The sequence below is a fragment of the Mycobacterium lehmannii genome (assembly GCF_001499925.1).
GTDB lineage: Bacteria > Actinomycetota > Actinomycetes > Mycobacteriales > Mycobacteriaceae > Mycobacterium > Mycobacterium lehmannii.
Genome location: NZ_LQIR01000015.1, coordinates 18,656 through 43,933 on the forward strand (window position 1 = coordinate 18,656; position 25,278 = coordinate 43,933).

Annotated in this window: 25 protein-coding genes; 18 read left to right on the forward strand and 7 right to left on the reverse strand. The window is 68.4% G+C overall.

All coding sequences use genetic code 11. From position 1 onward, the window contains the following. Window positions 1-28 precede the first annotated feature (28 nt). The 6 genes from AU192_RS10775 to AU192_RS10795 are packed head-to-tail and all read left to right on the forward strand — an operon-like array spanning window position 29 to window position 8,368. Window positions 29-1,198 (forward strand): FUSC family protein, encoded by a 1,170-nt coding sequence (locus AU192_RS10775; protein ID WP_133148025.1) that lies wholly within the window; start codon window positions 29-31, stop codon window positions 1,196-1,198. A gap of 16 nt (window positions 1,199-1,214) precedes the next feature. Then, on the forward strand, window positions 1,215-1,352 hold the full coding sequence (locus AU192_RS25415) for a hypothetical protein (protein ID WP_242656934.1): 138 nt from the start codon (window positions 1,215-1,217) through the stop codon (window positions 1,350-1,352). Between the two features lie 22 nt (window positions 1,353-1,374). Further along, window positions 1,375-5,310 carry an ATP-dependent RNA helicase HrpA gene (hrpA, locus tag AU192_RS10780; RefSeq protein WP_064395898.1) on the forward strand — a complete coding sequence of 1,312 codons (3,936 nt, stop codon included), beginning with the start codon at window positions 1,375-1,377 and terminating at the stop codon, window positions 5,308-5,310. 48 nt (window positions 5,311-5,358) lie between these two features. Continuing rightward, window positions 5,359-6,165, forward strand: coding sequence for a glutaminyl-peptide cyclotransferase (locus AU192_RS10785; protein WP_064395901.1), 807 nt, complete (start codon window positions 5,359-5,361; stop codon window positions 6,163-6,165). Window positions 6,166-6,202: 37 nt separating this feature from the next. Further along, window positions 6,203-7,204 (forward strand): tocopherol cyclase family protein, encoded by a 1,002-nt coding sequence (locus AU192_RS10790; protein WP_082694976.1) that lies wholly within the window; start codon window positions 6,203-6,205, stop codon window positions 7,202-7,204. 36 nt (window positions 7,205-7,240) lie between these two features. Next, the gene (locus AU192_RS10795) at window positions 7,241-8,368 is read left to right on the forward strand and encodes an FAD-dependent oxidoreductase (RefSeq protein ID WP_064395904.1); all 1,128 of its coding nucleotides are present in this window, start codon (window positions 7,241-7,243) and stop codon (window positions 8,366-8,368) included. A gap of 39 nt (window positions 8,369-8,407) precedes the next feature. Here the strand turns inward: AU192_RS10795 and lipE are convergent, their stop codons facing one another. From lipE to AU192_RS10815, 4 genes are all read right to left on the reverse strand, one after another. Further along, entirely contained in the window at window positions 8,408-9,646 is a 1,239-nt protein-coding gene (lipE, locus tag AU192_RS10800) for a lipase LipE (protein WP_064395905.1), read from the reverse strand. Beyond that, window positions 9,643-10,125 carry a peroxynitrite isomerase gene (locus AU192_RS10805; RefSeq protein WP_064395907.1) on the reverse strand — a complete coding sequence of 161 codons (483 nt, stop codon included), beginning with the start codon at window positions 10,123-10,125 and terminating at the stop codon, window positions 9,643-9,645. Before AU192_RS10805 ends, lipE begins: the two co-directional genes overlap by 4 nt. A 9-nt stretch (window positions 10,126-10,134) precedes the next feature. After that, window positions 10,135-10,623, reverse strand: a complete 489-nt coding sequence (locus AU192_RS10810; protein ID WP_120275581.1) for an Rv1352/Rv1906c domain-containing protein — start codon at window positions 10,621-10,623, stop codon at window positions 10,135-10,137. A 100-nt stretch (window positions 10,624-10,723) separates the two neighbouring features. Next, on the reverse strand, window positions 10,724-11,122 hold the full coding sequence (locus AU192_RS10815; protein WP_064395909.1) for a heme-binding protein: 399 nt from the start codon (window positions 11,120-11,122) through the stop codon (window positions 10,724-10,726). 306 nt (window positions 11,123-11,428) lie between these two features. Here AU192_RS10815 and AU192_RS10820 point away from each other — a divergent pair, with 306 nt between their 5' ends. After that, entirely contained in the window at window positions 11,429-11,836 is a 408-nt protein-coding gene (locus AU192_RS10820; protein ID WP_231984741.1) for a VOC family protein, read from the forward strand. 14 nt (window positions 11,837-11,850) lie between these two features. After that, window positions 11,851-12,699: a rhomboid family intramembrane serine protease gene (locus tag AU192_RS10825; protein ID WP_064395911.1), complete on the forward strand. Its 849-nt coding sequence runs from the start codon at window positions 11,851-11,853 to the stop codon at window positions 12,697-12,699. A gap of 6 nt (window positions 12,700-12,705) precedes the next feature. Here the strand turns inward: AU192_RS10825 and AU192_RS10830 are convergent, their stop codons facing one another. Next, window positions 12,706-14,616, reverse strand: coding sequence for a potassium transporter Kup (locus AU192_RS10830; protein WP_064395914.1), 1,911 nt, complete (start codon window positions 14,614-14,616; stop codon window positions 12,706-12,708). A gap of 86 nt (window positions 14,617-14,702) precedes the next feature. On the opposite strand from AU192_RS10830, the gene AU192_RS10835 reads away from it, so the two are divergent. After that, entirely contained in the window at window positions 14,703-15,533 is an 831-nt protein-coding gene (locus AU192_RS10835) for a hypothetical protein (RefSeq protein ID WP_242656935.1), read from the forward strand. On the opposite strand, the gene AU192_RS10840 is transcribed toward AU192_RS10835, so the two are convergent. Next, window positions 15,526-16,185, reverse strand: a complete 660-nt coding sequence (locus tag AU192_RS10840; RefSeq protein WP_064395917.1) for an O-methyltransferase — start codon at window positions 16,183-16,185, stop codon at window positions 15,526-15,528. The two genes, AU192_RS10835 and AU192_RS10840, sit on opposite strands and share 8 nt — an antisense overlap. A gap of 84 nt (window positions 16,186-16,269) precedes the next feature. On the opposite strand from AU192_RS10840, the gene AU192_RS10845 reads away from it, so the two are divergent. The 8 genes from AU192_RS10845 (at window position 16,270) to AU192_RS10880 (ending at window position 23,793) form a co-directional block, all read left to right on the forward strand. Further along, window positions 16,270-17,205 carry a DUF4129 domain-containing protein gene (locus AU192_RS10845; protein WP_242656936.1) on the forward strand — a complete coding sequence of 312 codons (936 nt, stop codon included), beginning with the start codon at window positions 16,270-16,272 and terminating at the stop codon, window positions 17,203-17,205. Continuing rightward, the gene (locus AU192_RS10850; RefSeq protein ID WP_064395921.1) at window positions 17,202-17,687 is read left to right on the forward strand and encodes a hypothetical protein; all 486 of its coding nucleotides are present in this window, start codon (window positions 17,202-17,204) and stop codon (window positions 17,685-17,687) included. Before AU192_RS10845 ends, AU192_RS10850 begins: the two co-directional genes overlap by 4 nt. Further along, on the forward strand, window positions 17,684-18,649 hold the full coding sequence (locus AU192_RS10855) for an AAA family ATPase (protein WP_064395923.1): 966 nt from the start codon (window positions 17,684-17,686) through the stop codon (window positions 18,647-18,649). The genes AU192_RS10850 and AU192_RS10855 overlap by 4 nt, the downstream gene beginning before the upstream one ends. Further along, window positions 18,646-19,896 carry a DUF58 domain-containing protein gene (locus tag AU192_RS10860; protein ID WP_064395925.1) on the forward strand — a complete coding sequence of 417 codons (1,251 nt, stop codon included), beginning with the start codon at window positions 18,646-18,648 and terminating at the stop codon, window positions 19,894-19,896. The genes AU192_RS10855 and AU192_RS10860 overlap by 4 nt, the downstream gene beginning before the upstream one ends. Before the next feature lie 32 nt (window positions 19,897-19,928). Beyond that, complete coding sequence (locus AU192_RS10865; RefSeq protein WP_082694979.1) at window positions 19,929-20,315, forward strand: hypothetical protein; 387 nt, start codon at window positions 19,929-19,931, stop codon at window positions 20,313-20,315. Window positions 20,316-20,382: 67 nt separating this feature from the next. After that, the gene (locus AU192_RS10870; protein ID WP_082694980.1) at window positions 20,383-22,047 is read left to right on the forward strand and encodes a DUF222 domain-containing protein; all 1,665 of its coding nucleotides are present in this window, start codon (window positions 20,383-20,385) and stop codon (window positions 22,045-22,047) included. A gap of 169 nt (window positions 22,048-22,216) precedes the next feature. Next, window positions 22,217-23,521 carry an MFS transporter gene (locus AU192_RS10875; RefSeq protein WP_064395930.1) on the forward strand — a complete coding sequence of 435 codons (1,305 nt, stop codon included), beginning with the start codon at window positions 22,217-22,219 and terminating at the stop codon, window positions 23,519-23,521. Then, complete coding sequence (locus tag AU192_RS10880) at window positions 23,518-23,793, forward strand: hypothetical protein (RefSeq protein ID WP_064395932.1); 276 nt, start codon at window positions 23,518-23,520, stop codon at window positions 23,791-23,793. Before AU192_RS10875 ends, AU192_RS10880 begins: the two co-directional genes overlap by 4 nt. Before the next feature lie 45 nt (window positions 23,794-23,838). Here the strand turns inward: AU192_RS10880 and AU192_RS10885 are convergent, their stop codons facing one another. After that, window positions 23,839-24,189 carry a hypothetical protein gene (locus tag AU192_RS10885; protein ID WP_064395933.1) on the reverse strand — a complete coding sequence of 117 codons (351 nt, stop codon included), beginning with the start codon at window positions 24,187-24,189 and terminating at the stop codon, window positions 23,839-23,841. Window positions 24,190-24,340: 151 nt separating this feature from the next. On the opposite strand from AU192_RS10885, the gene AU192_RS10890 reads away from it, so the two are divergent. Next, window positions 24,341-25,249, forward strand: a complete 909-nt coding sequence (locus AU192_RS10890; RefSeq protein WP_064395935.1) for a DMT family transporter — start codon at window positions 24,341-24,343, stop codon at window positions 25,247-25,249. Window positions 25,250-25,278: the final 29 nt, after the last annotated feature.

A 25,278-nucleotide genomic window follows, 5' to 3' on the forward strand; every position in this document is an offset into this window, starting at 1 on the left:
GCCTCCCGGCAGCGGGAAGGCCCACCACGTGGTGGGCAGTCTGCTATCCCGTGCCCGGCACGCGTTCCATCACGTGCGGCTCGATCGCGAGACCGCACTGGCCTTGCTGAAGGCCGTCATCGCGTGCACCATCGCGTGGCTCCTGGCGACCAGGGTGTTCGGTTCCTCGCACGCCACCTTCGCGGCGTTCTCGGCCCTGATGCTGGTCGAGATCACGATCGCGGACTCGATCGCGAAGGCCGTTCGCTACACGGCCGCGATGCTCGTCGGCATCGGCCTGGCGGGCGCGGCGGTGTGGCTGTGGGGTGTGGTGGTGTGGCTGTTCCCTGCCATGCTGATCGTCGCGCTGGTGATCGGGCGGTGGCGCCGTCTGGGCGCTCAGGGGATCAACGTCGCGGTGGCGGCGATCTTCGCCTATGGCACCTTCGCGCTGCCCTCCGGTGACGCCTCGGGCGGCAGCCCCCTTCCGTCGATCGCGGGGATGGTTCTGCTGGGCGCGTCGGTGGCGCTCGTGGTGACGTTGGTGGTCGCGCCGCCGCTGCGGTATCGCAGCGTCCGGCACGCCGTGGAATCGGTCAGCGGGTCGATGGTCGAGCTGCTGACGGATATGGCCGAGGGGCTGGTGGACGACGACGAGGTGAGCGAGGAGGTCGCGCGGGATTGGCAGTGGCGCGCCGACGCCTTGCCGAACAAGGCGGCGCAGGCCCGCCACACCCTCGACCACGCCGTGCGCACCACGAAGCTCAATGTGCGCCGGCTGCTGGTCCACACCGACACCGCGGTGGCAGGTCACCGGGTGACGGTCAATGCGCTCGAGCGGATCGGCGAAGAGTTGCGATGGGTGGCCACGGGGGTGGTCCGTGCCGTCGCGCGGGAAGAGTCGGGCGCACACCACGACGAGTTCCTCCGCCGCTACGGCACGCTGCTGGCGGCCGTGCGGGATGCCGTCGCGGCTGCGGGGTCGATGCACACCGTCGCCGACTTCGGCGGGCAACCCCTGGCCGAGGAGGCCCGCCGGTGCCGGGCGGCGTTCGACGAACTGACCGCGCACGTCGCCAACCGTGAACTCGACCGTCCCACCCAGTGGGCGATCTTCGGCGGGCTGTACACCGACGCCGAGCGTCTCTGCGACGAAATCGATTCCGCCCGTGACGCATACGCGACCTCCGCGCGCAGCGGCACGGTGCGGCCCACGTAGGACCGCACCGTGCCGGTTGCATTCACGACGCCCGACGTTGTGCATCTACACCGCCGAGCCCGGATTCCCGTCGGAGAGTGCACTTCGCCTGCCGGCCAACTGGACGGGCACCCCGTCGACCGCCGACAGCGACGCCGACCTGCCGACGCCCTGACCGGCCGCCTATCCTGGCCGGAGTGTCCGGCCCGTCTGTCGCTGAGCTTCGCGAACGCCTCGACGGGCTGACCATCCGCGACGCGGCCCGCTTCGGCAGGCGCCTTCGTCAAATGCGCGGCGCGCCTCCGGAGAAGCTCGCCAAACTCGCCGAGCAGATCGCTGCCGCGGAAGCGGTCGTCACGACCCGCGCCGCCGCGGTCCCGACAATCTCCTACCCCGAGCTTCCGGTCAGCGAACGCCGCGACGAGATCGCCAAGGCGATCACCGAAAACCAGGTGGTGATCGTCGCCGGCGAAACCGGTTCGGGGAAGACGACCCAGCTGCCCAAGATCTGCCTCGACATCGGCCGCGGTGTGCGCGGCACGATCGGGCACACCCAGCCGCGACGCCTCGCCGCCCGCACCGTCGCCCAGCGCATCGCCGACGAAGTGGGCAGCCCGCTGGGCGACACGATCGGCTACACGGTGCGCTTCACCGACCAGGCCAGCGACCGCACCCTGGTCAAGCTGATGACCGACGGCATCCTGCTCGCCGAGATCCAGCGTGACCGCCGGTTGCTGCGCTACGACACCCTGATCCTCGACGAGGCCCATGAGCGCAGCCTCAACATCGACTTCCTACTCGGATACCTTCGGGGGCTTCTGCCTCGGCGGCCCGACCTCAAGCTGATCGTCACCTCCGCGACGATCGAACCGGAGCGCTTCGCGGCCCACTTCGGCGGTGCCGAACATGGACTCAGCGCCGGTGCGCCGATCGTCGAGGTGTCCGGGCGCACCTATCCGGTCGAAATACGGTACCGCCCTTTGGAAGTCGCCGCCCCGGTCGACGAGAGCGATGACCCCGACGATCCCGACCACGAGGTGGTGCGCACGCAGACCCGCGACCAGACCGAGGCGATCGTCGACGCCATCGCCGAGTTGGAGAACGAACCGCCCGGCGACGTGCTGGTGTTCCTGTCGGGTGAGCGGGAAATCCGTGACACCAGTGAGGTGCTGCGCGGATTGGTCGGTGCCACCACCGAAGTGCTACCGCTGTACGCACGGTTGCCGACGGCCGACCAGCAGCGGGTGTTCGCGCCCCGCCACACCGCCCGCCGCATCGTGCTCGCGACCAACGTCGCCGAGACGTCGCTCACGGTGCCCGGAATCCGCTACGTCGTCGACCCGGGCACCGCCCGCATCTCCCGCTACAGCCGCAGAACCAAGGTGCAGCGGCTGCCGATCGAGCCGATCTCCCAGGCGTCGGCCGCGCAGCGGGCCGGGCGGTCCGGACGGACGGCACCGGGGGTATGTATCCGCCTCTACTCGGAGGAGGACTTCGCGGCGCGGCCGCGCTACACCGAGCCCGAGATCCTGCGGACCAACCTGGCCGCGGTCATCCTGCAGATGGCGGCCCTCGGGCTGGGCGAGATCGAGACCTTTCCTTTCCTCGACCCGCCGGACCGGCGCAGCATCCGCGACGGTGTGCAGCTGTTGCAGGAACTCGGCGCGTTCGATGCCGACGGCGCGATCACCGATGTCGGCCGCAGGCTCGCGCAGCTTCCCGTCGACCCCCGTCTGGGCCGCATGATCCTGCAGGCCGACACCGAGGGTTGCGTGCGCGAGATCCTCGTGCTGGCCGCGGCGCTGTCGATCCCCGACCCTCGGGAGCGGCCTGCCGACCGCGAGGACGCCGCGCGGCAGAAACACGCCAGATTCGCCGACGAGCATTCCGATTTCGTGTCGTACCTCAACCTGTGGCGGTACCTCGGCGAGCAGCGCAAAGAGCTGTCCGGCAATGCGTTTCGCCGGATGTGCCGTGACGAGTTTCTGCACTATCTGCGGATCCGGGAGTGGCAGGACCTCACCGGCCAGCTGCGCAGCATCGCGCGCGACCTCGGGATCACGGAGTCCAGCGACGTGCGAGAACCCGCCGACCCCGCAAGTGTGCACGCCGCGCTTCTGGCGGGCCTGCTATCGCATATCGGGCTGCGCGACGGTGACGGCCGCGAATACCAGGGCGCGCGCAACTCCAAGTTCGTCCTCGCGCCCGGTTCGGCGCTCACGAAACGTCCGCCGCGCTGGATCGTCGTCGCCGATCTCGTCGAAACCAGCCGGCTGTTCGGCCGCGTCGGGGCCCGTATCCAACCCGAAGTCGTCGAGCGCATCGCGGGCGATCTCGTGCAGAGCACCTACAGCGAACCGCACTGGGACGCCCAGCGCGGGGCGGTGATGGCCTTCGAGCGGGTGACGCTCTACGGGCTGGCGCTGGTTGCCCGTCGCCGGGTCGGCTACTCGCAGATCGAACCGGACCTGGCGCGCGACTTGTTCATCCGGCACGCGCTGGTCGAGGGCGACTGGCAGACGCGGCACCACTTCTTCCGCGACAACGCCCGCCTGCGCGAGGAACTCGAGGAACTGGAGGAGAAGGCCCGCCGACGCGACCTGCTGGTCGGCGACGAGGAGATCTTCGCGTTCTACGACGCACGCATCCCGGCGGATGTGGTGTCCGCGCGGCACTTCGACGCATGGTGGAAAAAGCAGCGCCACGTCACCCCGGAGCTGCTCACGTTCACCCGCGACGATCTGCTTCGTACCGAGGACGCGGTCGATGGCCAGCCCGACGCGTGGCGGGCGGGCGACCTGGCGCTGCCGCTGAGCTACCGCTTCGAGCCGGGAGCCGAGGACGACGGTGTGACCGTGCACGTGCCCGTGGGGGTGCTGGCCCGGCTCGGCGGCGACGAGTTCGCCTGGCAGGTACCGGCATTGCGCGAGGAGCTGGTCACCGCGTTGATTCGCTCGCTACCGAAAGATTTGCGGCGCAACTTCGTGCCCGCACCTGACACGGCGCGCGCGGTGCTCGGTGCGATCACCCCGGGAGCCGAGCCGCTGCTCGAGGCCGTGCAGCGTGAACTGCACCGCCGCACCGGCGTGCTGGTGCCGATAGACGCGTTCGACCTCGACAAGCTGCCGTCGCACCTGCGCGTCACCTTCGCCGTCGAAGGCGCCGACGGCACCGAATTGGCGCGCGGTAAGGATCTCGACGCGCTGCAGCATGAACTCGCCGCGCCGGTCCGGCGCGCGGTCGCCGACGCGGTGGCGGGCGGCCTCGAGCGCACCGGATTGCGCACGTGGCCAGACGATCTCGACGAGATGCCGCGCACTGTCGAGCGGACCGCCGGCGGCCACACCGTGCGCGGATATCCAGCGCTGGTCGACAAGGGCGGCGCCGTCGACCTGCATGTGTTCCCGACCGCCGCCGAACAGCAGGCGTCGGTGGGGCCCGGCACCCGCAGGTTGTTGCGCCTCGCGGTGCCCTCACCCGTGAAAGCCGTTGAACGAGGACTGCAGCCCCGCACCAAGCTCGTCCTCGGCGCCAATCCCGACGGGTCTCTGCAGGCGCTGATCGAGGACTGCGCCGACGCCGCAACCGATATGCTCGCACCCGCGCCGGCGTGGACCCGCGAGGAGTTCACCGCGCTGCGCGACCGCGTCGCCGCCGACCTGGTGGCCACGACGGCCGGAATCGTCACCCGCGTGGAGAAGGTGCTCGCGGCAGCGCACGACGTCGAGGTGGCGTTGCCGCCGGCGCCCTCGGCCGCGCAGGCCGACGCGATCGCCGACATCCGCGCACAGCTGGACCGGTTGTTGCCGCGCGGCTTCGTCGCGGCCACCGGCGCCGCGCACCTGGCCGACCTGACCCGCTATCTGCTTGCCATCGGCAGGCGGCTGGAGCGGCTGCCGCAGGCGCCCGCGGCCGACCGCGAGCGGATGGACCGCGTACATGCGGTCGAAGACGCGTACGACGAGCTGGTGCGCGCGTTGTCATCCGCGCGCACCGCCGGCGCCGACATCCGCGACATCGGCAGGCAGATCGAGGAACTTCGCGTCAGCCTGTGGGCGCAGCAGCTGGGCACGCCCCGCCCGGTCAGCGAGCAGCGCATCTACCGCGCGATCGACGCGGTGCTGGCCCGCTGAGAGCCATATAGCGGCACGACGCCCGCGCATCCGGTAGGCATGTGACCTATGTATGCCTCGCTGGTCCGACGTGCGGCCGCGGTCCTGCTCGCGGTCGCGACGGTGTCGTGCGGCGGCTCGTCGCCGCCCGCCCAGAGCGACACACCCACCCCGTCGGGATCTGCGCCCGTCATCGAACCCGTTGTCCTCGAGGAGATTCCGCACGACGTCACCGCGTGGACGCAGGGCCTCGAGCTCGACGGCAACATCCTCTACGAAGGCACGGGCATCGTGGGCCAATCACAGGTACGCGAGCTCGACCCGGCCACCGGTGCGGTGCGGCGCGCGGCACCGGCCCCGAACAACTACTACGGCGAGGGCATCACCGTCGTCGGCGACCGTATCTGGGAGCTGACGTGGCGGAACGGGGTGGCGGTGGAATGGGACAGGGCCACCCTGACCCCAGTGCGAGAGGCGGCGGTCGACGGGGAGGGCTGGGGTCTGTGTCACGACGGTGACCGGCTGGTCCGCAGCGACGGCACCGACCGGCTGCGATTCCACGACCCTGCGACCTTCGCCGAGACCGGCTCGGTGGCCGTCACCCGCGACGACCAGCCGCTGCGCAATCTCAACGAGCTCGAGTGCGTCGACGGCCAGGTCTGGGCCAACGTCTGGCACTCCGATGAGATCGTGCGCATCGATCCGGCGACGGGCAGGGTCAACACCGTCGTCGACGCCGCCGGGCTGTGGCCCGGTCAGGGCGACGACCGGGAGAAGGTGCTCAACGGCATCGCGCACGTCGGCGGCGACGAATACCTGCTGACCGGCAAGTTCTGGCCGTCGATGTACCGGGTTCGGCTCGACCCGCCGGGCTGAGGGTTTGCACCGCGGCCGAACCGTCAACGTAGCGGTCATGACCGCTCTCGACACCACCAGGGACGCGACGCGGCTCGTCGCGGGGCCCATCGCAGGCGTCTATCGGCGCACCGGCGCCGATCTGCCCTTCGGCGATCCGCTGACCTCGCACGGCACGGAGATGGAGGGCTGGTTCTGGCGCCTGACCGATGCCGCGTCGGGACGCGCCGTGGTGGCGTTGTTCAGCGTCAACCAGCATCCCGACGGCGACTGGGCGACCACCGCGGTGGCGTTGCACCCTGGCGAGCGGGTGTACAGCGCGGCGTTGGACGGCGCCTACGCCGGCGCGGACCCGTTTCGGCTCGACGCTTCCGACGGACGGTTCCATGCGACATACGACCGGCTGCATGCCGACCTTCCCGGCGTGCGCGTCGACATGCGTTTCGACGACCCGGTCCGCTGGCCCAAGGCGCTGGCCGGCGGCGGGCTCGCCTCGGTCATACCGTTCCTCAACCAGTACTGGCATCCGTACCGGCTCGGTGGATCCGCCACCGGCACCGTCGAATTCGGCGGTGAGCGCTGGGAGTTCGACCGCGCCAAGCTCTACACCGAACGCAACTGGGGCGCGGGCTTCCCACAGCGGTGGTGGTGGGGTCAGGCACACGACTTCGGCGACGCCGACGTCTCGGTGGCGTTCTCCGGTGGACTGCTCGCGCTCGGACCGCTCAAACAGGATGTGGCAGGCGTCGTCGTCCGGCTCGAAAACAAGGTGCTGCGCTTGACCCCGCCGACGGCCTGGGTGCGCTCGGACATCGGCGACGGTACGTGGCGGCTGCGCGCGACGTCGCTTCGGTACCAGATCGAATTGCACGGCGACGGTACGCATCTCGATCCGCATGTACTTCCGGTGCCCCTGCCCGCCGAGCGGCGCAACGTCGACATCGACTTTGAACACCTCGCAGGCAGGTTGCGCTGCGTTGTCAGGGATTTCGGCCGGGTGATCTTCGACGGGGAGTCCGAGATCGCGGGTCTGGAGGTCGGCAGCCTGCCCGGTGACTAGGGTGAGGTGAATGCGACTGGGCAGGATCGGCGGACGGTGACGCGTCCTCGGGTGGTCGTCGCGGGCCTCGGCGACAGCGGCGTGCTGACCGCGATCAAACTCGCCCGGCACGCCGACGTCGTCGGTGTCTCCGCCAAACCTGGACTGCTCAGCGGCCAGGAACTCGGCATGCGCATCAGCAGGCCGCAGGACTGGGCCCGCTACAACTGGATTCCGTTCCACCGATTCCGCGGACTCGACCACGTCCGCACCGTGCACGGCACGCTGACCGGGCTCGACCGGGCGGCCAGAAAAGTGTTCGTCGAGACCGCCGCCGGCGGCACTGTCGCCGAACCCTATGACGCCCTGGTGATCTCGACCGGGGTCAGCAACGGCTTCTGGCGGCAACCGCATCTGCAGTCGGCCGACGAGATCACCACCGAACTCGGTGCGGCACACCAGCGACTGGGATCCGCGCGGTCGGTGATCGTCATCGGCGGTGGTGCCGCCGCGGTCAGCAGCGCCGCCAACCTCGCCAAGGCGTGGCCCGACAAACGCGTCGACCTCTATTTCCCTTCAGAGCGTGCCCTTGTGCACCACCACCCGCGCGTGTGGCAGCAGATCAGCCGTCAGCTGACCGGCCTCGGCGTCGGCCTGCACGCGGGCCATCGTGCGGTGCTCCCGGACGGCTTCGCGTGCGACGAGATCACCGACGCACCGGTGCAGTGGAGTACCGGGCAGCCGGCGGCGTCGGCCGACGCGGTGCTGTGGGCCATCGGCCGGGTCTCACCCAACACGCAGTGGCTGCCGCCCGAGTTGCTCGACGAGCACGGCTTCGTGCGTGTCACCCCCGAACTCCGGGTGCCCGGCGCGCCCGGTGTATTCGCGGTCGGCGACGTCGCCGCGACCGACCCGCTGCGAAGCTCGGCCCGCAACCGTGCCGACGGGCTGCTCGCCCACAACATCCGCGCCCACTTCGGCGGCAAACCGCTGCGCGCCTACCGCCCCGCGAGCCGGCGGTGGGGTTCGGTGCTCGGACCGCAGGGCGACGGGCTCGAGGTGTTCACCCCCAAGGGGCAGGCGTTCCGATTCCCCGGCTGGTCGATCGACCGCGTGCTGATGCCGTGGATCGTCTGGCGCGGCTTCTACCGCGGCGTGCGCTCGGATTCTTCCCGCCGAACCTGAAGATATGCCGCAAGCTGCGGTGATTTCTCGAGCAGAAGTTCAGTTTCGAGGCAGCGCCGACGTGATCGTGTCCAGCAGGGCCCCGTACCGGTTGGCCTCGCGATGGGGGCCGGGCTTGCCGCTGCTGATCACCCCGGCGGCCAAACTGCGCTGCGGATCCGCCCATACCGCGATGTTGGTCAGGCCCGTATGCCCGAACGCGGCGGGGGCATTGCGACCGAACGGCCCGAACCGCTTCGACCCGAGCATGAAACCGGTGCCCCAGCGCAGCGGCGCCAGCCCGACCGCGACGTCGGGGCGCAGCCGCCGGGCTTCGGCGGTCGCATTGCGCAGGGTCTCCGGCGCCATGATGCGTACGCCGTCGAGTTCGCCGCCGCGTCGCAGCAAATCGGCGAACCGCGACAGCTCGTAGGCCGTGGAGACCGTGTTCGACGAGGGCAGCACGCTGGTCAGGTACTGCGGGCTGTTCGAGAACGGGATGATCTTGTACATTGAGCCGCCGACCGCCAAGCGGAACACCGTGGCGGCGGGCTGAGGGAGCTCCTTGCCGGTGGCATGGCTGGGTGCGACCAACGGAACGTCTTGTGCCGCAACGCCGTAATTCGTCCACCGGAAACCCAGCGGTTCGAGGATCTCGGTCGCCAGGATGTCGCGGATGTTGCGTCCGGCCGCGGCGCCGACGATCTCGCGCATCAACGGACCCCAGGTCAGTCCGTGGTAGATGTGCACGAGGCCCGGCCGATACAGCGGTTTGAGCTCGCCGAGCTTTTCCCGGGTGTACTCGCTGTCGTCCATGCGCCGCAGATCCGGGCGCGGCCCGGTGTGGATCGGGATGCCCGCGCTGTGGGTCATCACATGCCGGATCGTGGTGCGGTGCTTGCCGTGGCTGGTGTAGCTGGGCAGGTACTCGCAGACGCGGTCGTCGAGAGAGAAGACGCCGCGCTCGACGAGCATGTGCACGACCGTCGTCGTGATCGCCTTGGCCGCCGAGTACGCGCAGAACGGTGTCTCGGTGGTGACGGGCACCTTCTCGGTATCGGGTGGGTCGGTGGGACCGTTGCCCCATCCGTGTCCGATCGCCCGGTTCAGCACGACCTTTCCGTTGTGCCGCAGGCATATCTGGATGGCGGGATGCATCCCGGCCTCATACCAGTGGCGCGCGGCCTGCCAGATGCGTTCGATCGCCACGGGGTCGACGTTCGAGTGGTCTTCCTCGCCGACCGCGGTCACGGCGTCGAGATCGTCGGGCACTCGTATCCTGCCGTCGGGCGCGGTCATTCGGCCGCCCTGTGCAGGGTCGCACCCAGGTGGTGTTGCAGCGGCTGACCCATCGCGGCCATCCGCAGCGTGTAAACCAACTCGTCGCCGTCGACGCGGATCGAACGACCCAGCGCAACAACATTTTTCGCAGTCGAGGTGAGCCCGATCGAGGTCGCGGTCAGGTCGAGCTCGATGACTACGCCGTCGACCACGAGGGTGCCCTCCTCGATCTCGGTGATCCCGGTCGGATGGGCCAGCACCCATTCGGCACGGCCGGGGGACGGCACCCGCAGATAGCCCGTCTCGGCGTGCAGGGGCCGGCCGTCGTCGGCGGTCGTCTTCTGCCGGTACGTCAGGAACGGTTTGCCGACATGGTCGAACGCGACCTGCTCGTGGTATCCGAACGGTTGGATCGTGGGGTACTCACCGGCGCCTGGACCGGACCAGACGCCGAGCAGTGGGCGCAGCACGGCGATGTCGGGGTGAAGGTCGGCCACCCGGCCAGGCTAGCGGGGCCCGCCGCTCAGGATGCCCTTGCCGATGAACGACCCCAGTTGTCCGAGCAGGTCGGTGGGGGAGGCCTGCGGCGGCGGCGAGGCGTTGGTCTGCTGCCAGGGCTGGCAATCACGCGTGGTGAAGGCGGTGTCGGTCGCCTCGATGCGCACCACCTGGGGCTTCTTGGTGAGCGCGTTGTCGGGAACCTGGTCGTCGTTGACCCGCTTCCAGTAGCAGGCGCCGTCGTCCACGGGGCCCGCCGAGGAGTACGTACCCGGCAGGATCTGGGTGCCGACCTCGTAGGTGCCGTCCTTGTCGATGGAGGTCAGGGGCCCCGCGGGGGGCGGCCCCGGTGCGGAGGACGGGCCCGGCGCGGCGGACGGTCCGGGAGCCCCCGGATCGGGATGATGCGGCTCATCCGGTTGGGCCTGCGCGACACCCAGCCCGCCGAGGGCGAGGAGCGCCGTCGCGGCAACGGCGGCCAGTCGCGGCAAAGTCATGCGAGCCAGTCTAAACGGACAGCGGGCATGGGAAGGAAAAAACCCGTCGCCGCAGCACGGAGCTGCGGCGACGGGCTTTGTGCATCTGAGGTCGACCGGATTAGCCGGCCATGAACTCGTCGTAGGCCGACGCCAGCTCCGGCGACAGCGCCTGGACGTTGCAGGTGCGCTGCACGTCGCCGATCGGCGCGAGGATGCCGCGCAGGTCGTAGTACTCCTGCGGGTTGGCGTTGAAGTACCCGCGCAAGGTGGCCGACGCTTCGTTGCGAGGCTGGCCGAACGCGGTGGTCACGGCCTGGTTGGCACCCGGATGGGCGTCCAGGTACGAACGTGCCTGACCCGTCACATTGCTGACGGTGCCGGACACGGCGCTTGCGCTGCAGTCCGGTGCGGCCATCGCCGACGGCGCGGCGATGGTTGCTGCGGCCAGGCCGCCGAGCAGGCTGGCGGCACAGGCGCCGGCGATCTGCCGACGCGCGGCGATACCACGGATTTTCATATCGTTTCTTTCCTTCATTGCGTTTGTCGCTGATTCCCCCGTCCCCGAAAACCAAGGTACCCAAGGCAAACGAGCACAAACGCCGCCGCGCAACCCGGAAACGGACCACATGCAGGCGTTACACCGCACCGGCGTGATCTGTACCGCAATATCACCGGAATTCGATAAGCGTGCGACCAGAAACTTCGATAACTCTGAGAATTAGCTACCGATCTTTAATTGATCGTGATTTGCATGGTGACCGAATCGTTATCCAACGCGGATGGGTGGAGCGTCGAACCCAGGGCTGAACATAAGGTGGTCCCTGTGAAGCTGGATCTGCTGAGCCCCGGCGTCGAAGTCGGCCTCGTCACCACGAACCGAGACGAGATGGTCGCCTTCTATGAGGGCTTCCTCGAGCTCGAACCCCAGGGCGAGATCGAGTTTCCGGGCGGTTCGCAGCGGCGGTACTCGCTTGGCGGCAGCGTGGTCAAGCTGGTGACCTACGAGTCGCCGCCGCCGCAACCGGTTACGACCGGTGGCGGCCGGGCGCAGGCCGGGATCCGGTATTTCACGGTGGGCGTGAAGAACCTGCGCGGCATCGCCGAGGAATTCGCCGCCGCCGGGTACGACGTCGTCGAACCGCTGACCGAGTTCGCGCCGGTGCCGGGTATGGGCTGGATGTTCGTCGCCGACCCCGACGGCAACTGGATCGAAATGTTCGGAACGCTGTGACCGGCTCCCAACCCATGTCGACCCCTCCGGTGACGCCGACGTGCTACCGGCACCCCGATCGGGTGACCTATGTGCGCTGCGCACGGTGCAACCGCTACATCTGTCCCGAGTGCATGCGGGCGGCATCGGTCGGGCATCAGTGCGTGGAATGTGTGAACGCCGGCGCGCAGCAGGTTCGGCAGGTGCGCACCCAGTTCGGCGGCGTCGCGACGGCCAAACCGATGGTCACTTACGTGCTGATCGCCGCGAACGTGGTGATGTTCGTGCTGCAGATGGCGGTGCCCGGTTTCCAGCGCGAACTCGTGCTGCAGTCCTTCGCCGTGGCCGATGGAGAGTTGTACCGCCTGATCACGTCGGCGTTCCTGCACTACGGGCCGGCCCACATCCTGCTCAACATGTGGGCCCTCTACGTGGTCGGCCCGCCACTCGAGGCGGCGCTGGGCCGGTTGCGGTTCTCGGCCCTTTACCTGCTGAGCGCGCTCGGTGGATCCGTCCTCGTCTATCTGCTGTCGTCGCCCGTGGCGCAGACCGCCGGAGCGTCGGGCGCGATCTTCGGGCTATTCGGGGCGATATTCGTGGTGGGCAAGCGGTTGAACATGGACGTGCGATGGGTGGGCGCGATCATCGCGATCAACTTGGCGTTCACGTTCATCATCCCGCTGGTGAGCTCGCAGAACATCAGCTGGCAGGGTCACCTCGGGGGGCTCGTCACGGGTGCCGCGATCGCGACGGCCTACGTGTATGCGCCGCGCGGCTCGCGCAACATGGTCCAGGCGGGGGCCAGCGCGGCAGCGCTCGTGGTCTTCGCGGCACTGATCTGGTGGCGCACCGTCGATCTGCTGGCGTCGCTCGGTCTGGCCTGAAACCCGCTACAGCTGGATGCGGGAGCCGACGATCACGGTGCGGTCCAGCGGCAGGCCGAAGTGCGCTGCGGCGTCGGCGGTGATGTGCGACGTCGCGATGAACAGTCGTTTGCGCCACGGCGCCATGGTCGGGGCGTCGCCGGGAAATACTTCGAGCTTGGACAAAAAGTAGGACGCGTTGGCCAGGTCGACCGGGCCCTCGGTGTCCGCGGGATCGAGCAGGGCCAGCGCCCGCGGTACGTTCGGCCGTTCCATGTAACCGAACCGCGCGACGACGTGGACGATCCCGTCTCGGGTGTAACCGAGGTCGTCGTGAGTCATCCGCTCGGCGTCGGGCACGCGCGGCACGGTCTCGGTCTCGACGGAGACGATGAGCACATGCTCGGCCAGGACGCGGTTGTGTTCGACGTTGGTCCGCATGGCCAGCGGTGCGGTGTGCTGGCTGCGGTTCAGGAACACGGCGGTGACCGGTATTCGCATCAGCGGCGGTTCGCAGTGCGACAAGCCCGCGACGAACTCACGCAGCGGTCCTTCGGCGCGTTCGCGCGCTGCGGTGATGACGGCGCGCCCGCGTTGCCAGGTGGTCATCACCGTGAACGCCGCCACGGCGATGGTCAGCGGTAACCACGCGCCGTGCACCAGCTTGGTGAGGTTGGCGCCGAAGAACATCAGGTCGACCACCAGCAGTGCACCCGCGCCGGGCACCACCACCCACAGCGGCCACCGCCACCGTGTGCGCGCGTAATAGAAGAACAGCGTCGTGGTGATCGTGATGGTGCCCGTAACCGCCATGCCGAACGCGTAGGCCAGCGACGCCGAACTGCGGAAGGCGAACACCAGGATCAGCACTCCCAGCAGCAGCGCGCCGTTGATCCACGGCACGTAGATCTGCCCGATGGTCGACGCCGAGGTGTGCTCGATGCGCAGCCGCGGCAGGTATCCGAGGCGCGCGGCCTGCGAGGTCACCGAGAACGCGCCCGTGATCACGGCCTGTGAGGCGATCACCGTCGCGGCGGTGGCCAACAGCACGATCGGGACGCGGGCCCACTCCGGTGCCAGCAGGAAGAACGGGGCCGCTACCGTCGACTCGTCGCCCAACACCAGCGCGCCCTGGCCGAAGTAGTTCAGCGTGCAGGCGGGCAGGACGAGCCCGAGCCACCCGAAAGTGATTGCCCGCCTGCCGAAGTGGCCCATATCGGCGTAGAGCGCCTCGGCACCCGTCACCGCCAGCACGATCGCCGCGAGCGCGAAGAAGCCGATGTGGAAGTGCTCGGTGATGAAGGTCAGTGCGTAGGTCGGCGACAACGCCTTGAGGATCTCCGGATGCCCGGTGATGCCACGCACCCCGCATAACCCGATCGCGACGAACCACAGGATCATCACCGGGCCGAAGAACCGTCCGATGGTGGCGGTGCCGCAGCGCTGCACCGAGAACAGCGCGACGATGATCACGGCGGTGACCGGAACGACGAAGTCGGCCAGCTCCGGGTCGATCACTTTGAGGCCCTCGACCGCCGACAACACGGAGATCGCCGGCGTGATCATGCTGTCGCCGAAGAACAGCGCGGCGCCGAACAGACCCAACGCGGCCAGCGTCGCCGTCACCCGTCGCCCGCGCCGGCCGGTCCACCGGCGCAACAGCGTGATCAGCGCCATGATCCCGCCCTCGCCGCGGTTGTCGGCCCGCATCACCAGCGTCACGTAGGTGAGCGTCACGATGATCATCACCGACCAGAAGATCAGCGAGACGACGCCGTAGACGTGGCTGTGCGCTACGGGCACGGGATGCGGATCGCGCGGATTGAACACCGTCTGGATCGTGTAGATCGGGCTGGTGCCGATATCGCCGAACACCACGCCGAGCGCGGCGATCACCACGGCCGGACGCAGCGACGCGGTACCCGGCGCTGCTCGCATTCGATGATCATCGCCGAGCGTGGGCTCGTTCGCGGCGGATCGGCAGAGCGGCAATGCGGTCCGGCGCGCTTTGGGAGGATGAGTCCGTGGCCGACGACGCGCTCGACGAACTTTATGCCGCCAGGCTCGAGGACTTCACCGCGCTGCGCACCAAGCTCGCCGGTGAGGCGAAGAAACGCGGCGACGCCGATGCGGCCAAGCGGATCTCGGCCGCACGGAAGCCAACGACCGCTGCATGGGTGGTCAACCGGCTCGCGCTCGCCGACGAGGACGTCACGCAACGCCTGAAGGGTCTCGGTGAACGGTTGCGCGACGCACACGCGGCAATGGATGGTGAGCGGATCCGGGAGCTGTCGGCCGAACAGCGTCGGCTGGTCAACGATCTGACCCGTACCGCGTTCGAGGAGGCGGAACTCAAGCGTCCGACGGGAGCGCTGCACGACGACGTCACCGGGACGCTGCAGGCCGCCATCGCCGACCCCGATGTCGCGGATCGGCTCGGCAGGCTGACCAAGGCCGAGGAATGGTCCGGATTCGGCGAGTTCGGCGACACCGCAATTGTTTTCAGCCCCACAGCGAAACGCAAGCCGACGCGCGAGCCCGAGCCCGAACCCGTGGAGCCGCGCGACGAAGGACGCGACGGCAAGGACGCGGAGGCCAGCAGGCGACGACAGCAGGCGCGCGCCGAACTGGCTGCCGCCGAGCGCGCCAGGGCCGAAGCCGACGACGCACTGTCCGAACTGCAGTCCGACCTGGCCGCCGCGCGTCTGCGCCACCAGGACGCCCGACGCCGGTTGCAGGAGGCCGAGCGCGGCCTGGCCGCCGCCGAGGACTCCTACGACAAGGCCAAGCAGGCCTCGCGCGAAGCCGCCGCCGCGGTCAAGGACGCCAAGGCGCGGCTGCAGCGCGTTAAGTGACTGCGCGGCAACTGATCTCCATGCTGTCGCTCTCCCGTGCCGGGATCGGTACGCTGACGTAGCCGTTAGCCGGGTCACGGACGTGGTCGAGATAGGGCACCAGTTCGTCCATCGATGTGTTGTCCGCGACGACCAGTGCGCCCGGCGTCAGGCGCGGTTCCAGCAGCTCGAGCACTGGAACATACAACTCCTTCCAGCCGTCGAGAAGGACGAAATCGACTGTGCCGGCCAGGGTTTGCAGCGTATGTAGCGCATCGCCGGCCAGCACCGTGATCACGTCGTCGAGACCGATGTCGACGAACGTCTTCGTTGCCGCGGCGACCTTTGCCGCGCTCAGTTCGGTGGTGACGACACGGCCCCTTCCGTTGTCCCGCACCGCCGCGGCCAGGTGGATCGCGGACAGGCCGAGGGACATGCCGAACTCGACGACGGTGGCAGGTTTAGTCGCCCGCACCAGCGCGTACAGCAGCCTGCCGGCCTCCGGCGTCACCGGCAGATAGAAGTCGCTGAGAGCATCGGCGCGCTCCTGCGGCGTCGCCTCCGACAGGCGGGCGAAGTCGGCGCGCCGAAGTGCCTCCATCTGATACCGCGCTTCGGCGTACATCCGGTCGATCGCCCCGGCGACGCGGGACTCGTGCAGTGTGATCGTCATAGTTGTCGAACGTATCGGGCCGGCGGCCATTCGTGTCAGGATGACCACAGGGCCATGGGGACTTCCGGCACGTCGACTCGACGCGTGATCGCGGTGATCGCGCTCATGGTGCTTGCGGCCTGGGCGTTGCGGGGCTACGTCCCCGGCGTGGAGCGCACCGCCGAAGAGCCAGGGCAACGCCAGAGCAACCCGCTGGCGTTGGCGGCCGTCATCGTGTTGCTGTGCGCGGCGGTGGCGATCATCGGTTTCGCGATCATCGTGCGGATGCGGGATAAGCGGCCACTCCCAGCGGCGGCCGGGAGCCTGCCTCGGGACCGACGGCCCGGCGACCGGCCGTCGTGGCGGTTCACCCTCGTCGCGTTGGCCGCGCTGATCGGGTTGGTGTTCCTGGTCTTACTTCTATCCCGGCTCTCGCTCCCGGTGCCGACCGAAGAGGTGCCGCCGGCCGCCACACCCGACACGTCCGTACGCGGCGACCCCGACGACTCCGTCTCACCGCGTCCGGACGAGGACGACGCGGCCGACGGCAACGTCGTGAACTACCTGATTCCCCCGATACTTCTGTTGATGGCGCTGATCGTCGTCGGTACGGCGGTCGCATCGCGGCGACAGGGGCGCACCCCGACTTCGGCCGACGTCGTCGTGGCGGTGGACGAGCCGGTGGCCCCGGCGCCCACGACATCTCTTGCCAGGGCCGCCGAGGTCGGCCTCGCCGAGATCGGTGACCTGAGCCGCGAACCGCGCGAGGCGATCATCGCCTGCTACGCCGCGATGGAACGCGAACTGACGAGGGTCCCCGGCGCAGCGCCGCAGGCGTACGACACCCCGAGCGAGGTGCTCGCGCGTGCGGTCGCCAGCGGGGCGTTACGCTCCGACAGCGCTACCGAACTCGTCGAGTTGTTCGAGGAGGCGCGGTTTTCGCCACACGTGATGAGCGAGCAGCACCGTGAAGCCGCGGTGCAGGTGCTCAACCGGGTGCTGAGCGAACTACCGCAGCGCACGACGGGGGTCGCATCGTGAGAAGGCTTGTGGCCGCGGCGTTTCTGTTGGTTGTGGGTGCGGAACTGATCGCGGTCGCCAGCCGTGATCGTGAGCTGATCCTGATCGTTTCCGGCATCGCGCTGGCGCTGGCATTGCTAGGCCTGCGGTGGCAGCTGGCCCGTGAGGCCGAAACCGGCGGCGTCGACACACCTTCCGACGATGCCGCAGAGTCGTTGCGTCGCTGGCGATCACGCACCGAGACCCTGATCAGCCGTGCGGAGGCCACCCGCACCGACTGGGACAGGCACCTAAGGCCCATGCTCGCGCGGCAGTTCGAGTTGGCTACTGGCCAACGTCGCAACCGCAACCGATCCGCTTACCACGCCACCGGTGAGATGCTGTTCGGCCCGGAGCTGTGGGGTTGGGTCAACCCCGAGAACGTCGCCAAACGCGGGACCGAAGAACCCGGACCCGGCAGGGCGACGCTCGATGAGATCCTGCAACGGTTGGAGCGGGTATGACGACAGGACTGCCTGCGGCGGCCACCACCGCGAACTGTGAAGCGGTGCTCGACGAGATCGGACGGGTGGTGGTCGGCAAACGCGATGCGTTGGCGCTGATCCTGACGACCGTGCTGGCCGGGGGACACGTGTTGATCGAGGACCTGCCGGGTCTCGGCAAGACGCTGATCGCGAGGTCCTTCGCAGCGGCGCTCGGACTGGAGTTCAAACGCGTGCAGTTCACCCCCGACCTGCTGCCCGCCGATCTGCTCGGCTCGACGGTGTATGACATGCAGTCGGGGCGTTTCGAATTCCGTCGCGGCCCGATCTTCACCAATCTGCTTCTCGCCGACGAGATCAACCGCACACCACCGAAAACACAGGCGGCGCTGCTCGAAGCGATGGCCGAGAGCCAGGTGAGCATCGACGGTGCGACGCACCCGTTGCCCGCCCCGTTCATCGTGTTGGCGACCGACAACCCGATCGAGTACGAGGGCACCTACCCCTTGCCCGAGGCTCAGCTCGACCGCTTCACGATCCGGCTCGAACTGCGGTACCTCTCCGAACAGGAAGAGGCGTCGATGTTGCGCCGCCGCATCGACCGCGGCTCCGCCGAACCGACGGTCGCTCAGGTCGTGGACGCCCACGATCTCGTCGCGATGCGGGAGTCGGTGGAACAGGTCACCGTGCACGACGATGTGCTGCGTTACGTGGTGTCGTTGGCGGCCGCCACCCGAAACCACCCGCAGATCGCGGTGGGCGCCAGTCCCCGCGCCGAACTCGATCTCGTCCAGCTGGCCCGCGCCCGCGCGCTGCTGCAGGGTCGTGATTACGTCGTACCCGAAGATGTGAAAATGCTTGCGGTTCCGGCAGTTGCGCACCGGATCACCTTGCGGCCGGAGATGTGGGTGCGCCGAGTCCGTGGCAGCGATGTGGTCGACGAGCTACTGCGGCGACTGCCGGTGCCGCGGACCGACCCGTGATCGAAGTCCGCTGCACCGAGGCCGAGTTAGGCTGGCGCGCCTCACCTCTGACGCGGGCACTGCTGACCTGTGCGGTGGTGGCCATGGCCGTGGCGGTGCTCGGGTCGCGCTGGGAGCTCATCTCGTTTGCCGCGCCGCTGATCGGGGTGTTGTGTTCGGTTGGGTGGCAGCGCGGGGTCCCCACGGTGCGAGTGTGCGCTGATCCCGGCGTCCACCGTTGCTTCGAAGGTGAGCCGGCGCGCATCACGATGTGGGCGGAGGCCGGGAACGAGGCGGTGAGGCTGGTGAGCGGCTCCGTCGAGGGGATGACGCTCGAGGTCGCTTCGCGGGAGCCTTCAAGGCAAACCGTGGTGGCGACCGCGCAGCGCTGGGGCCGCTATCCGCTGCAGGCGCACCTGATGGTCGCGGCGCGGGGCGGTCTGGTCGAGGGGATCGGAGTGGTCGACGCCGCAGACGTATTCGTGTTCCCGATGGCGCCGCCGCAGTCGACGGCGGTCCCGCGCACCGAGTTGCTCGATCGGCTGGGCACTCACCTGACCCGGCACATCGGTCCCGGTGTCGAGTACGCCGACGTGCGCCGGTATGTGCCGGGAGATCAACTGCGCACCGTGAACTGGGCGGTCAGCGCGCGTAGGGGCAGCCTGCACGTCACCGAACGGTTGACCGACCGCGCCGTCGACGTGGTCGTGCTGATCGACAACTACGCCCAGCCGGCGGGTCCCGCCACCGAGGCCACTGAGCGCACGGCACGCGGTGCGGTACAGGTGGTGCAGAGCGCGCTGCGCAGCGGCGACCGGGCCGGCATCGTCGCGCTCGGTGACCGCCATCCGCGGTGGTTGAGCGCGGACATCGGCCGAAGGCAGTTCTATCGGGTGCTCGACGCGATGCTCGGTGTCAGCGGTGGTTACGACACCACATCGGGCACTCTGGCCCCGCGCGCCGCGGTCCCGCCGGGCGCAATCGTCGTCGCGTTCTCGACGATGCTCGACACCGAGTTCGCGCTGGCGTTGATCGACCTGTGCAAGCGCGGCCACACCGTTGTGGCGGTGGACGTTTTACAGGGTGCGCCGTTCGAGGAGGGATGCGACGCGTTGGTGGCACGGATGTGGGCGCTGCAGCGATCGTTCATGTATCGGGACATGGGCACCGTCGGTGTGGACATCGTGGCGTGGCGCGAGGACGACACGCTCGACCAGGCCATGCAGCTGGTACCCCAGCACCGCAGACCGGTGCGGAGGCGACGGTGAATCGCGCGTTGTCCACAGGGTTCGGTTTCGTCATGGTGGCGGCGGCCGCGCTGTCTGCTGACGATGCGGCGTTGGTTGCGTGTGGTTTTACGGTAGCGATGGTGGTGCTGGGCAACGTGTTTCGGGTGGCCGCCACGTTGGCGGTGTTGTCGACGGCCACGGCGATCGTGGTGGCATCGGCGAGTCCAGTGCTGGCGGCGCTGTGTGGATTGGCCGGTGCGGCGTATCTGGTGTTGCGGCATACCGCCGATGTCACCGTGCCTACAGTCGTTGGGGCACTGGGGTTCACGGGTATCGCTTTGGCGGCGGTGCTGCTGTCACCGGAGCTGCCATGGGTGCCGTTGGCGGCACCGATCGCGATATTGGCGGTCGTCGTGCTCGCGACGCGGCCGTTCTGGTTGGGCACATCGCAGCGGTGAACCGCATCGCCAGATGTTGCGCTGACGTAGTCCCGACTTGTCGGTGGGCGATGGCACAATCGAACACATGTTCGAGTCCGACTTCGCGGATGCCGACGACAAGACAGTCGTGGCGGCGATCGAGGAGTGTGCGCGCTCTGAGGCGATGCTGGCCGCGCGGAGGCTGGCCGCCACCGCGGAGTTGACCGCGCGCTACACCGAACCCGATGAGGAGCGCGATCATCTAGCCGTCGACGGGTGGCGGATGGCGTCGGCGGAGATCTCGGCGGCGATGGGGGTCGGGGACCGGGCGGCTTCGAGGCAGATGTGCATCGCGATGGCGCTGCGCGAGCGGCTCCCGAAAGTCGCGGCGCTGTTCACGCAGGGACGGTTGAGTGCGGCGCTGGTGTCGACGATCACCTGGCGCACACAACTGATCGTGGACTCGCAGATCGCCGAGCGCATCGACACTGCGATCGCGCAGCGCGCCGGCGAGTGGGGTGGGTTGTCGGTGGCGCGGCTGGAATCAGCGATCGACTCCCTTGTCGATGAGCACGATCCCGACGCGCGCCGGCGCATGCGCGAGGCCGCCCAGAACCGGGATGTACGCCTGGGCAAGCGTGATGACGTGACCGGAACGATGTCACTGTGGGGCCGATTGAGCATCACCGATGGTGAACTGCTCAAACGCCGGCTTGCGCAGCTGTCGAGCCAGGTGTGCAAAGACGATCCGCGCACCGGGGGACAGCGCCGCGCCGAAGCGCTCGGCGCCATCGCCGCCAACGCCGAGGGATTGAGTTGCAAATGCGGTAGTCCCGACTGCCCGTCAGCCGGACAGGACGATCCCCGCGCAGCGCACTTCGTCATCAATGTCATCAGCGAAGCCAACGCTCCGAACACAGAACCCGTACCCGCAACACCTGCCGAATCCGCGACGGCAGAGCCGGCGGCCGGGCCGGTGGAACCGGCGACAGAGCCGCAACCTGCCGAACCGGCGACAGAGCCGCAACCTGCCGAACCGCCGACAGAGCCGCAACCTGCCGAAGCGGCGACAGAGCGGCCGAAGCCGAGATCCGCTGCGGCACTGATCATCGGCGGCGGGATGATCCCGACCCCGTTGTTGGCTGAGCTGATCAAGAACGGGGCCAAGGTCCAGTGGGTTCACAAACCCCCCGCCGCGCCCGAGACCGGCTATCGCCCCTCGCGCAAGACCGCACAATTCGTTCGGATGCGCGATATGACATGCCGGTTTCCCGGTTGTACTCGACCGGCAGAATTCTGCGACCTTGACCACACCACGCCCTCTCCGACTGGTGCCACCCATCCGTCGAACCTCAAGTGCCTGTGTCGAATTCATCACTTGCTCAAAACGTTCGGTGGGTGGGGCGATCAACAGCACCCCGACGGAACCGTCTTGTGGACCGCGCCGTCTGTGAGAACCTATTTCACGCACCCCGGAAGCCGGTTGTTCTACCCCGGCTGGGACACCACCACCGCCACCCTGCCCGTGCCCGCCGGACCAGCACGACACGGCGACAAAGGCGCGATGATGCCGCGTCGCCGACGAACCCGCGTCCAAGACCGGCTTCAACGAATCGAACGCGAGCGTGCCCTCAACGCCATGGACCGCACTAGATGGGCCGCGCCCGCGACCACCCAACCCAGCAGGCCACCCCCACAGGACGATGACCTGTGGAAAATCGCCACCGACGCCGGCATTGAGACCACGGACACCGATCCCGCGCCGTTCTGATCAACTCGTCGACTCGGGCCAAGCTGACGCGGCCAAGCTCAAGAACGGCCATGTCCTGATGAGCATGTGCAGCCGCTCGCGGGCGGGGACGTAGCCCGATATCTTCGTAGGGCGCTTACCGGCCCGGTAAGCGAAATGCTCAGCGCAGCGCTTACTTTCGGGAGGTCGGATGCCGAGCGATGTGCGGAAGGCGATCACAGGTGCGTCGATCGGGAACGCCGTCGAGTGGTTCGACTTCGCGATCTACGGATTTCTGGCGACGTTCATCGCGGCCAACTTCTTTCCGGCGGGCAACGAGACGGCGGCACTGCTGAACACGTTCGCGATTTTCGCGGCCGCCTTCTTCATGCGCCCGCTCGGCGGATTCGTCTTCGGCCCGCTTGGCGACAAGATCGGCAGGCAACGGGTCCTGGCGTTGGTGATCCTGCTGATGTCGGGCGCGACCGTCCTCATCGGCGTGCTGCCCACCTACGCCTCGATCGGCGTCGCCGCCCCGCTGCTCCTTCTGCTCCTGCGCTGCCTGCAGGGGTTCTCCGCCGGCGGTGAATACGGCGGAGGCGCCGTCTATCTCGCGGAGTTCGCAACCCAACGCCGCCGCGGGCTGACCATCACCTTCATGGCGTGGTCCGGCGTGCTGGGCTTTCTGCTCGGCTCCATCACCGTGACCCTGCTTCAGGCGCTGCTGCCCACCGAGGCGATGGAGAGCTACGGCTGGCGCATCCCGTTCCTGATCGCCGGGCCGCTGGGCCTCGTCGGCCTCTACATCCGGCTGCGCCTCGACGACACGCCCCACTTCGCCGAGCTCAGCAAGACCGACCGCGTCGCGGAGTCGCCACTGCGTGAGGCGTTCACGACGTCATGGCGGCCGATCCTGCAAGTCATCGGCATGTTCATCGTCTTCAACGTCGGCTACTACGTGGTGTTCACGTTCCTGCCGACCTACTTCATCCAGACGCTCGAGTTCTCCAAGACCGACGCCTTCCTGTCGGTCACGCTGGCCAGCCTCGTCGCACTCGTCCTCATCCTTCCGTTGGCTGCGCTGTCGGACCGGATCGGCCGTCGGCCGATGCTGATCGCCGGATCGGTGGCCTTCGCGGTTCTGGGCTATCCGCTCTTCCTGCTGCTCAACTCCGGGTCGCTGGTCGCCGCGATCGCCGCCCACTGCGGTCTGGCGGTCATCGAGTCGATCTACGTCTCCACCGCGGTGTCGGCCGGTGTCGAACTGTTCGCCACCACCGTGCGCTACAGCGGATTCTCGATCGGCTACAACATCTGCGTCGCCGGATTCGGCGGCACCACCCCGTACGTGGTCACCTGGCTGACCGCCGAGACCGGCAACGATCTCGCGCCAGCGTGGTACTTAGTCGTCGCCGCGGTGGTCTCGCTCGCGACGATCATCACGCTGCGGGAGTCCGCGGGCCGGCCGCTCGCACAGACCGCCGATCGACAGCCGGCGTCTAGGGTGGGTTCATGAAGCTTCGCGTGATGCCCTACGTCACGGTCGAGATCGACGATCACTTGCGCCGCCGCGCTCGAGCCGCAGGCGAGCGACTGCGCGTCAACGTGCGCTCCTACCTGTTGAGCGCCGCCGACGACGTCGACTCCGTCAGCGACAAAGTCCGTGGTCTGTGCGATCGGGCGGTCAACCGCGTCGACACCGTCGTCGCCACCGTCAACGATCGGATCGCCCCCGAGCGCACAGCACCGTCACTGCGGGTGGTCACGGGCGACCGCGAGGCCAGCTAGCGTCGATGGCCCGGCTGGGTCGATGCCGGCCGACCTCGACTGGCGTCAGCCTGCCCGAGCGTTGCGGCCGCCGACCAGGAATCCGGCGACCAGCACGACCAGACCGATGATCGCGACCGGAATCGACCACATGCGACGATCGGACACCGCCGAGTGGCACTGCGCGACATAGTCCGGCGGATCCTCAGTCAGCTCATCGATGATCGGGAGGTTCTTCAGCTGGTTGGGATCGTTGCTGTTGGCCTGGCTGGCCTCGGAGTCGTCCGCGGCGATGGCATTGCCGCACGAGATCTTCTGGTTGTCCGGCCCGGAGATCGACACTGGGACCAGCATGGCGATGACTCCAACGAGAAGGACCACCGCACCGACCAGCAAAAGCAAACGTCGCAGATTCATGATCGGTTTGATGCCCCGATAGGTGGGGCACCAAACCTCGCAAACGGTCGCTGCCTCCGAGCCAGGCGCGCAGGCCCGCGGTCCGTATGTTGTTCTTGTCCGATGTGCGCAGCCTGGCCGGAAGGGAGCGAAACGCTTTGGTAGGCCCCTCGTGGTAGATCAGGGTCTGGTCGTCCTGCTCGCCCTGCTCGCCGCGGTCTTCTTGGCGATCGGCATCGTGGTTAGGCAGCGCGCCACCTTGGACGTACCGGAGGAGCACGGCATCAGCACCGTGATGGTGACGACGCTGCTGCGCAGGCCGCTGTGGTGGGCCGGCACGGCCGCCGCGCTGGCAGGCTATGGCTTCCAGGCCCTCGCTTTGATCAAGGGTTCGCTGCTGCTTGTTCAGCCCATCCTGACGTCGGCTCTCCTGTTTGCTCTGCCGCTGAGCGCCAGGCTCGCCAACCGTCGGGTCACTCGCCGGGAGTGGATGTGGGCGATGGTGCTCACCGCCGCGCTCGCGGTGTTCGTGGTGCTTGCCAAGACCCGACCCGGTGACTACGAGGCGTCCGTTCCCCTTTCCGTTCTCGTGGCAGTCGTCTGCGCCGGTGCGGTGACGGCGTGTGTGATCTTGGCCGTCCGCACCGCCGGGTGGAAACGTGCGGTGCTGCTCGCGGTCGCGGTCGGATTGCTGTTCGGGGTCGTCGCGCTGCTGACGAAGCTGGTGATGTTCCTGCTCGCCAACGGCGGCCTTGGCAAGGTGGTGACCACCCCTGCGCTCTATCTGCTCCTCGTGCTGGGCGTCCTCGCGGTGTTCCTGCAACAGTCCGCGTTCCACGCCGGATCCCTGCAGACCTCGGTGCCGACGATGCTGGTTCTCGAGCCGGTGGTCGCCGTCGTGCTGGGCGCGGTGGTCCTCGGTGAGCACATGACCGTCGGCGGCGTGAAGGCGATCGCGATCTCAGCCGCCGTCGTCGCGATGGCTGCCGCCACGATCGCGCTCGGCCGCGACGAGGGTGCGCTCGAAGAGGAGCTCGAGGCGGAGGCCGCCGCCGCGGCGGCGGCCAAACACGGACCCTGACAGCACGGCGCTGACAGCACGGACCTCAA

Coding starts and splice junctions, on each gene's coding strand:
- AU192_RS10865 (WP_082694979.1), top strand. CDS start 19,929: ATGGTGGCGGCGGCCGCGCTGTCTGCTGACGATGCGGCGTTGGTTGCG.
- AU192_RS10880 (WP_064395932.1), top strand. CDS start 23,518: ATGAAGCTTCGCGTGATGCCCTACGTCACGGTCGAGATCGACGATCAC.
- AU192_RS10830 (WP_064395914.1), bottom strand. CDS start 14,616: ATGCGAGCAGCGCCGGGTACCGCGTCGCTGCGTCCGGCCGTGGTGATC.
- AU192_RS10815 (WP_064395909.1), bottom strand. CDS start 11,122: ATGAAAATCCGTGGTATCGCCGCGCGTCGGCAGATCGCCGGCGCCTGT.
- AU192_RS10870 (WP_082694980.1), top strand. CDS start 20,383: ATGTTCGAGTCCGACTTCGCGGATGCCGACGACAAGACAGTCGTGGCG.
- AU192_RS10855 (WP_064395923.1), top strand. CDS start 17,684: ATGACGACAGGACTGCCTGCGGCGGCCACCACCGCGAACTGTGAAGCG.
- AU192_RS10790 (WP_082694976.1), top strand. CDS start 6,203: ATGACCGCTCTCGACACCACCAGGGACGCGACGCGGCTCGTCGCGGGG.
- AU192_RS10785 (WP_064395901.1), top strand. CDS start 5,359: ATGTATGCCTCGCTGGTCCGACGTGCGGCCGCGGTCCTGCTCGCGGTC.
- AU192_RS10885 (WP_064395933.1), bottom strand. CDS start 24,189: ATGAATCTGCGACGTTTGCTTTTGCTGGTCGGTGCGGTGGTCCTTCTC.
- AU192_RS10810 (WP_120275581.1), bottom strand. CDS start 10,623: ATGACTTTGCCGCGACTGGCCGCCGTTGCCGCGACGGCGCTCCTCGCC.
- AU192_RS10825 (WP_064395911.1), top strand. CDS start 11,851: ATGTCGACCCCTCCGGTGACGCCGACGTGCTACCGGCACCCCGATCGG.
- lipE (WP_064395905.1), bottom strand. CDS start 9,646: ATGACCGCGCCCGACGGCAGGATACGAGTGCCCGACGATCTCGACGCC.
- AU192_RS10875 (WP_064395930.1), top strand. CDS start 22,217: ATGCCGAGCGATGTGCGGAAGGCGATCACAGGTGCGTCGATCGGGAAC.
- AU192_RS10840 (WP_064395917.1), bottom strand. CDS start 16,185: ATGACGATCACACTGCACGAGTCCCGCGTCGCCGGGGCGATCGACCGG.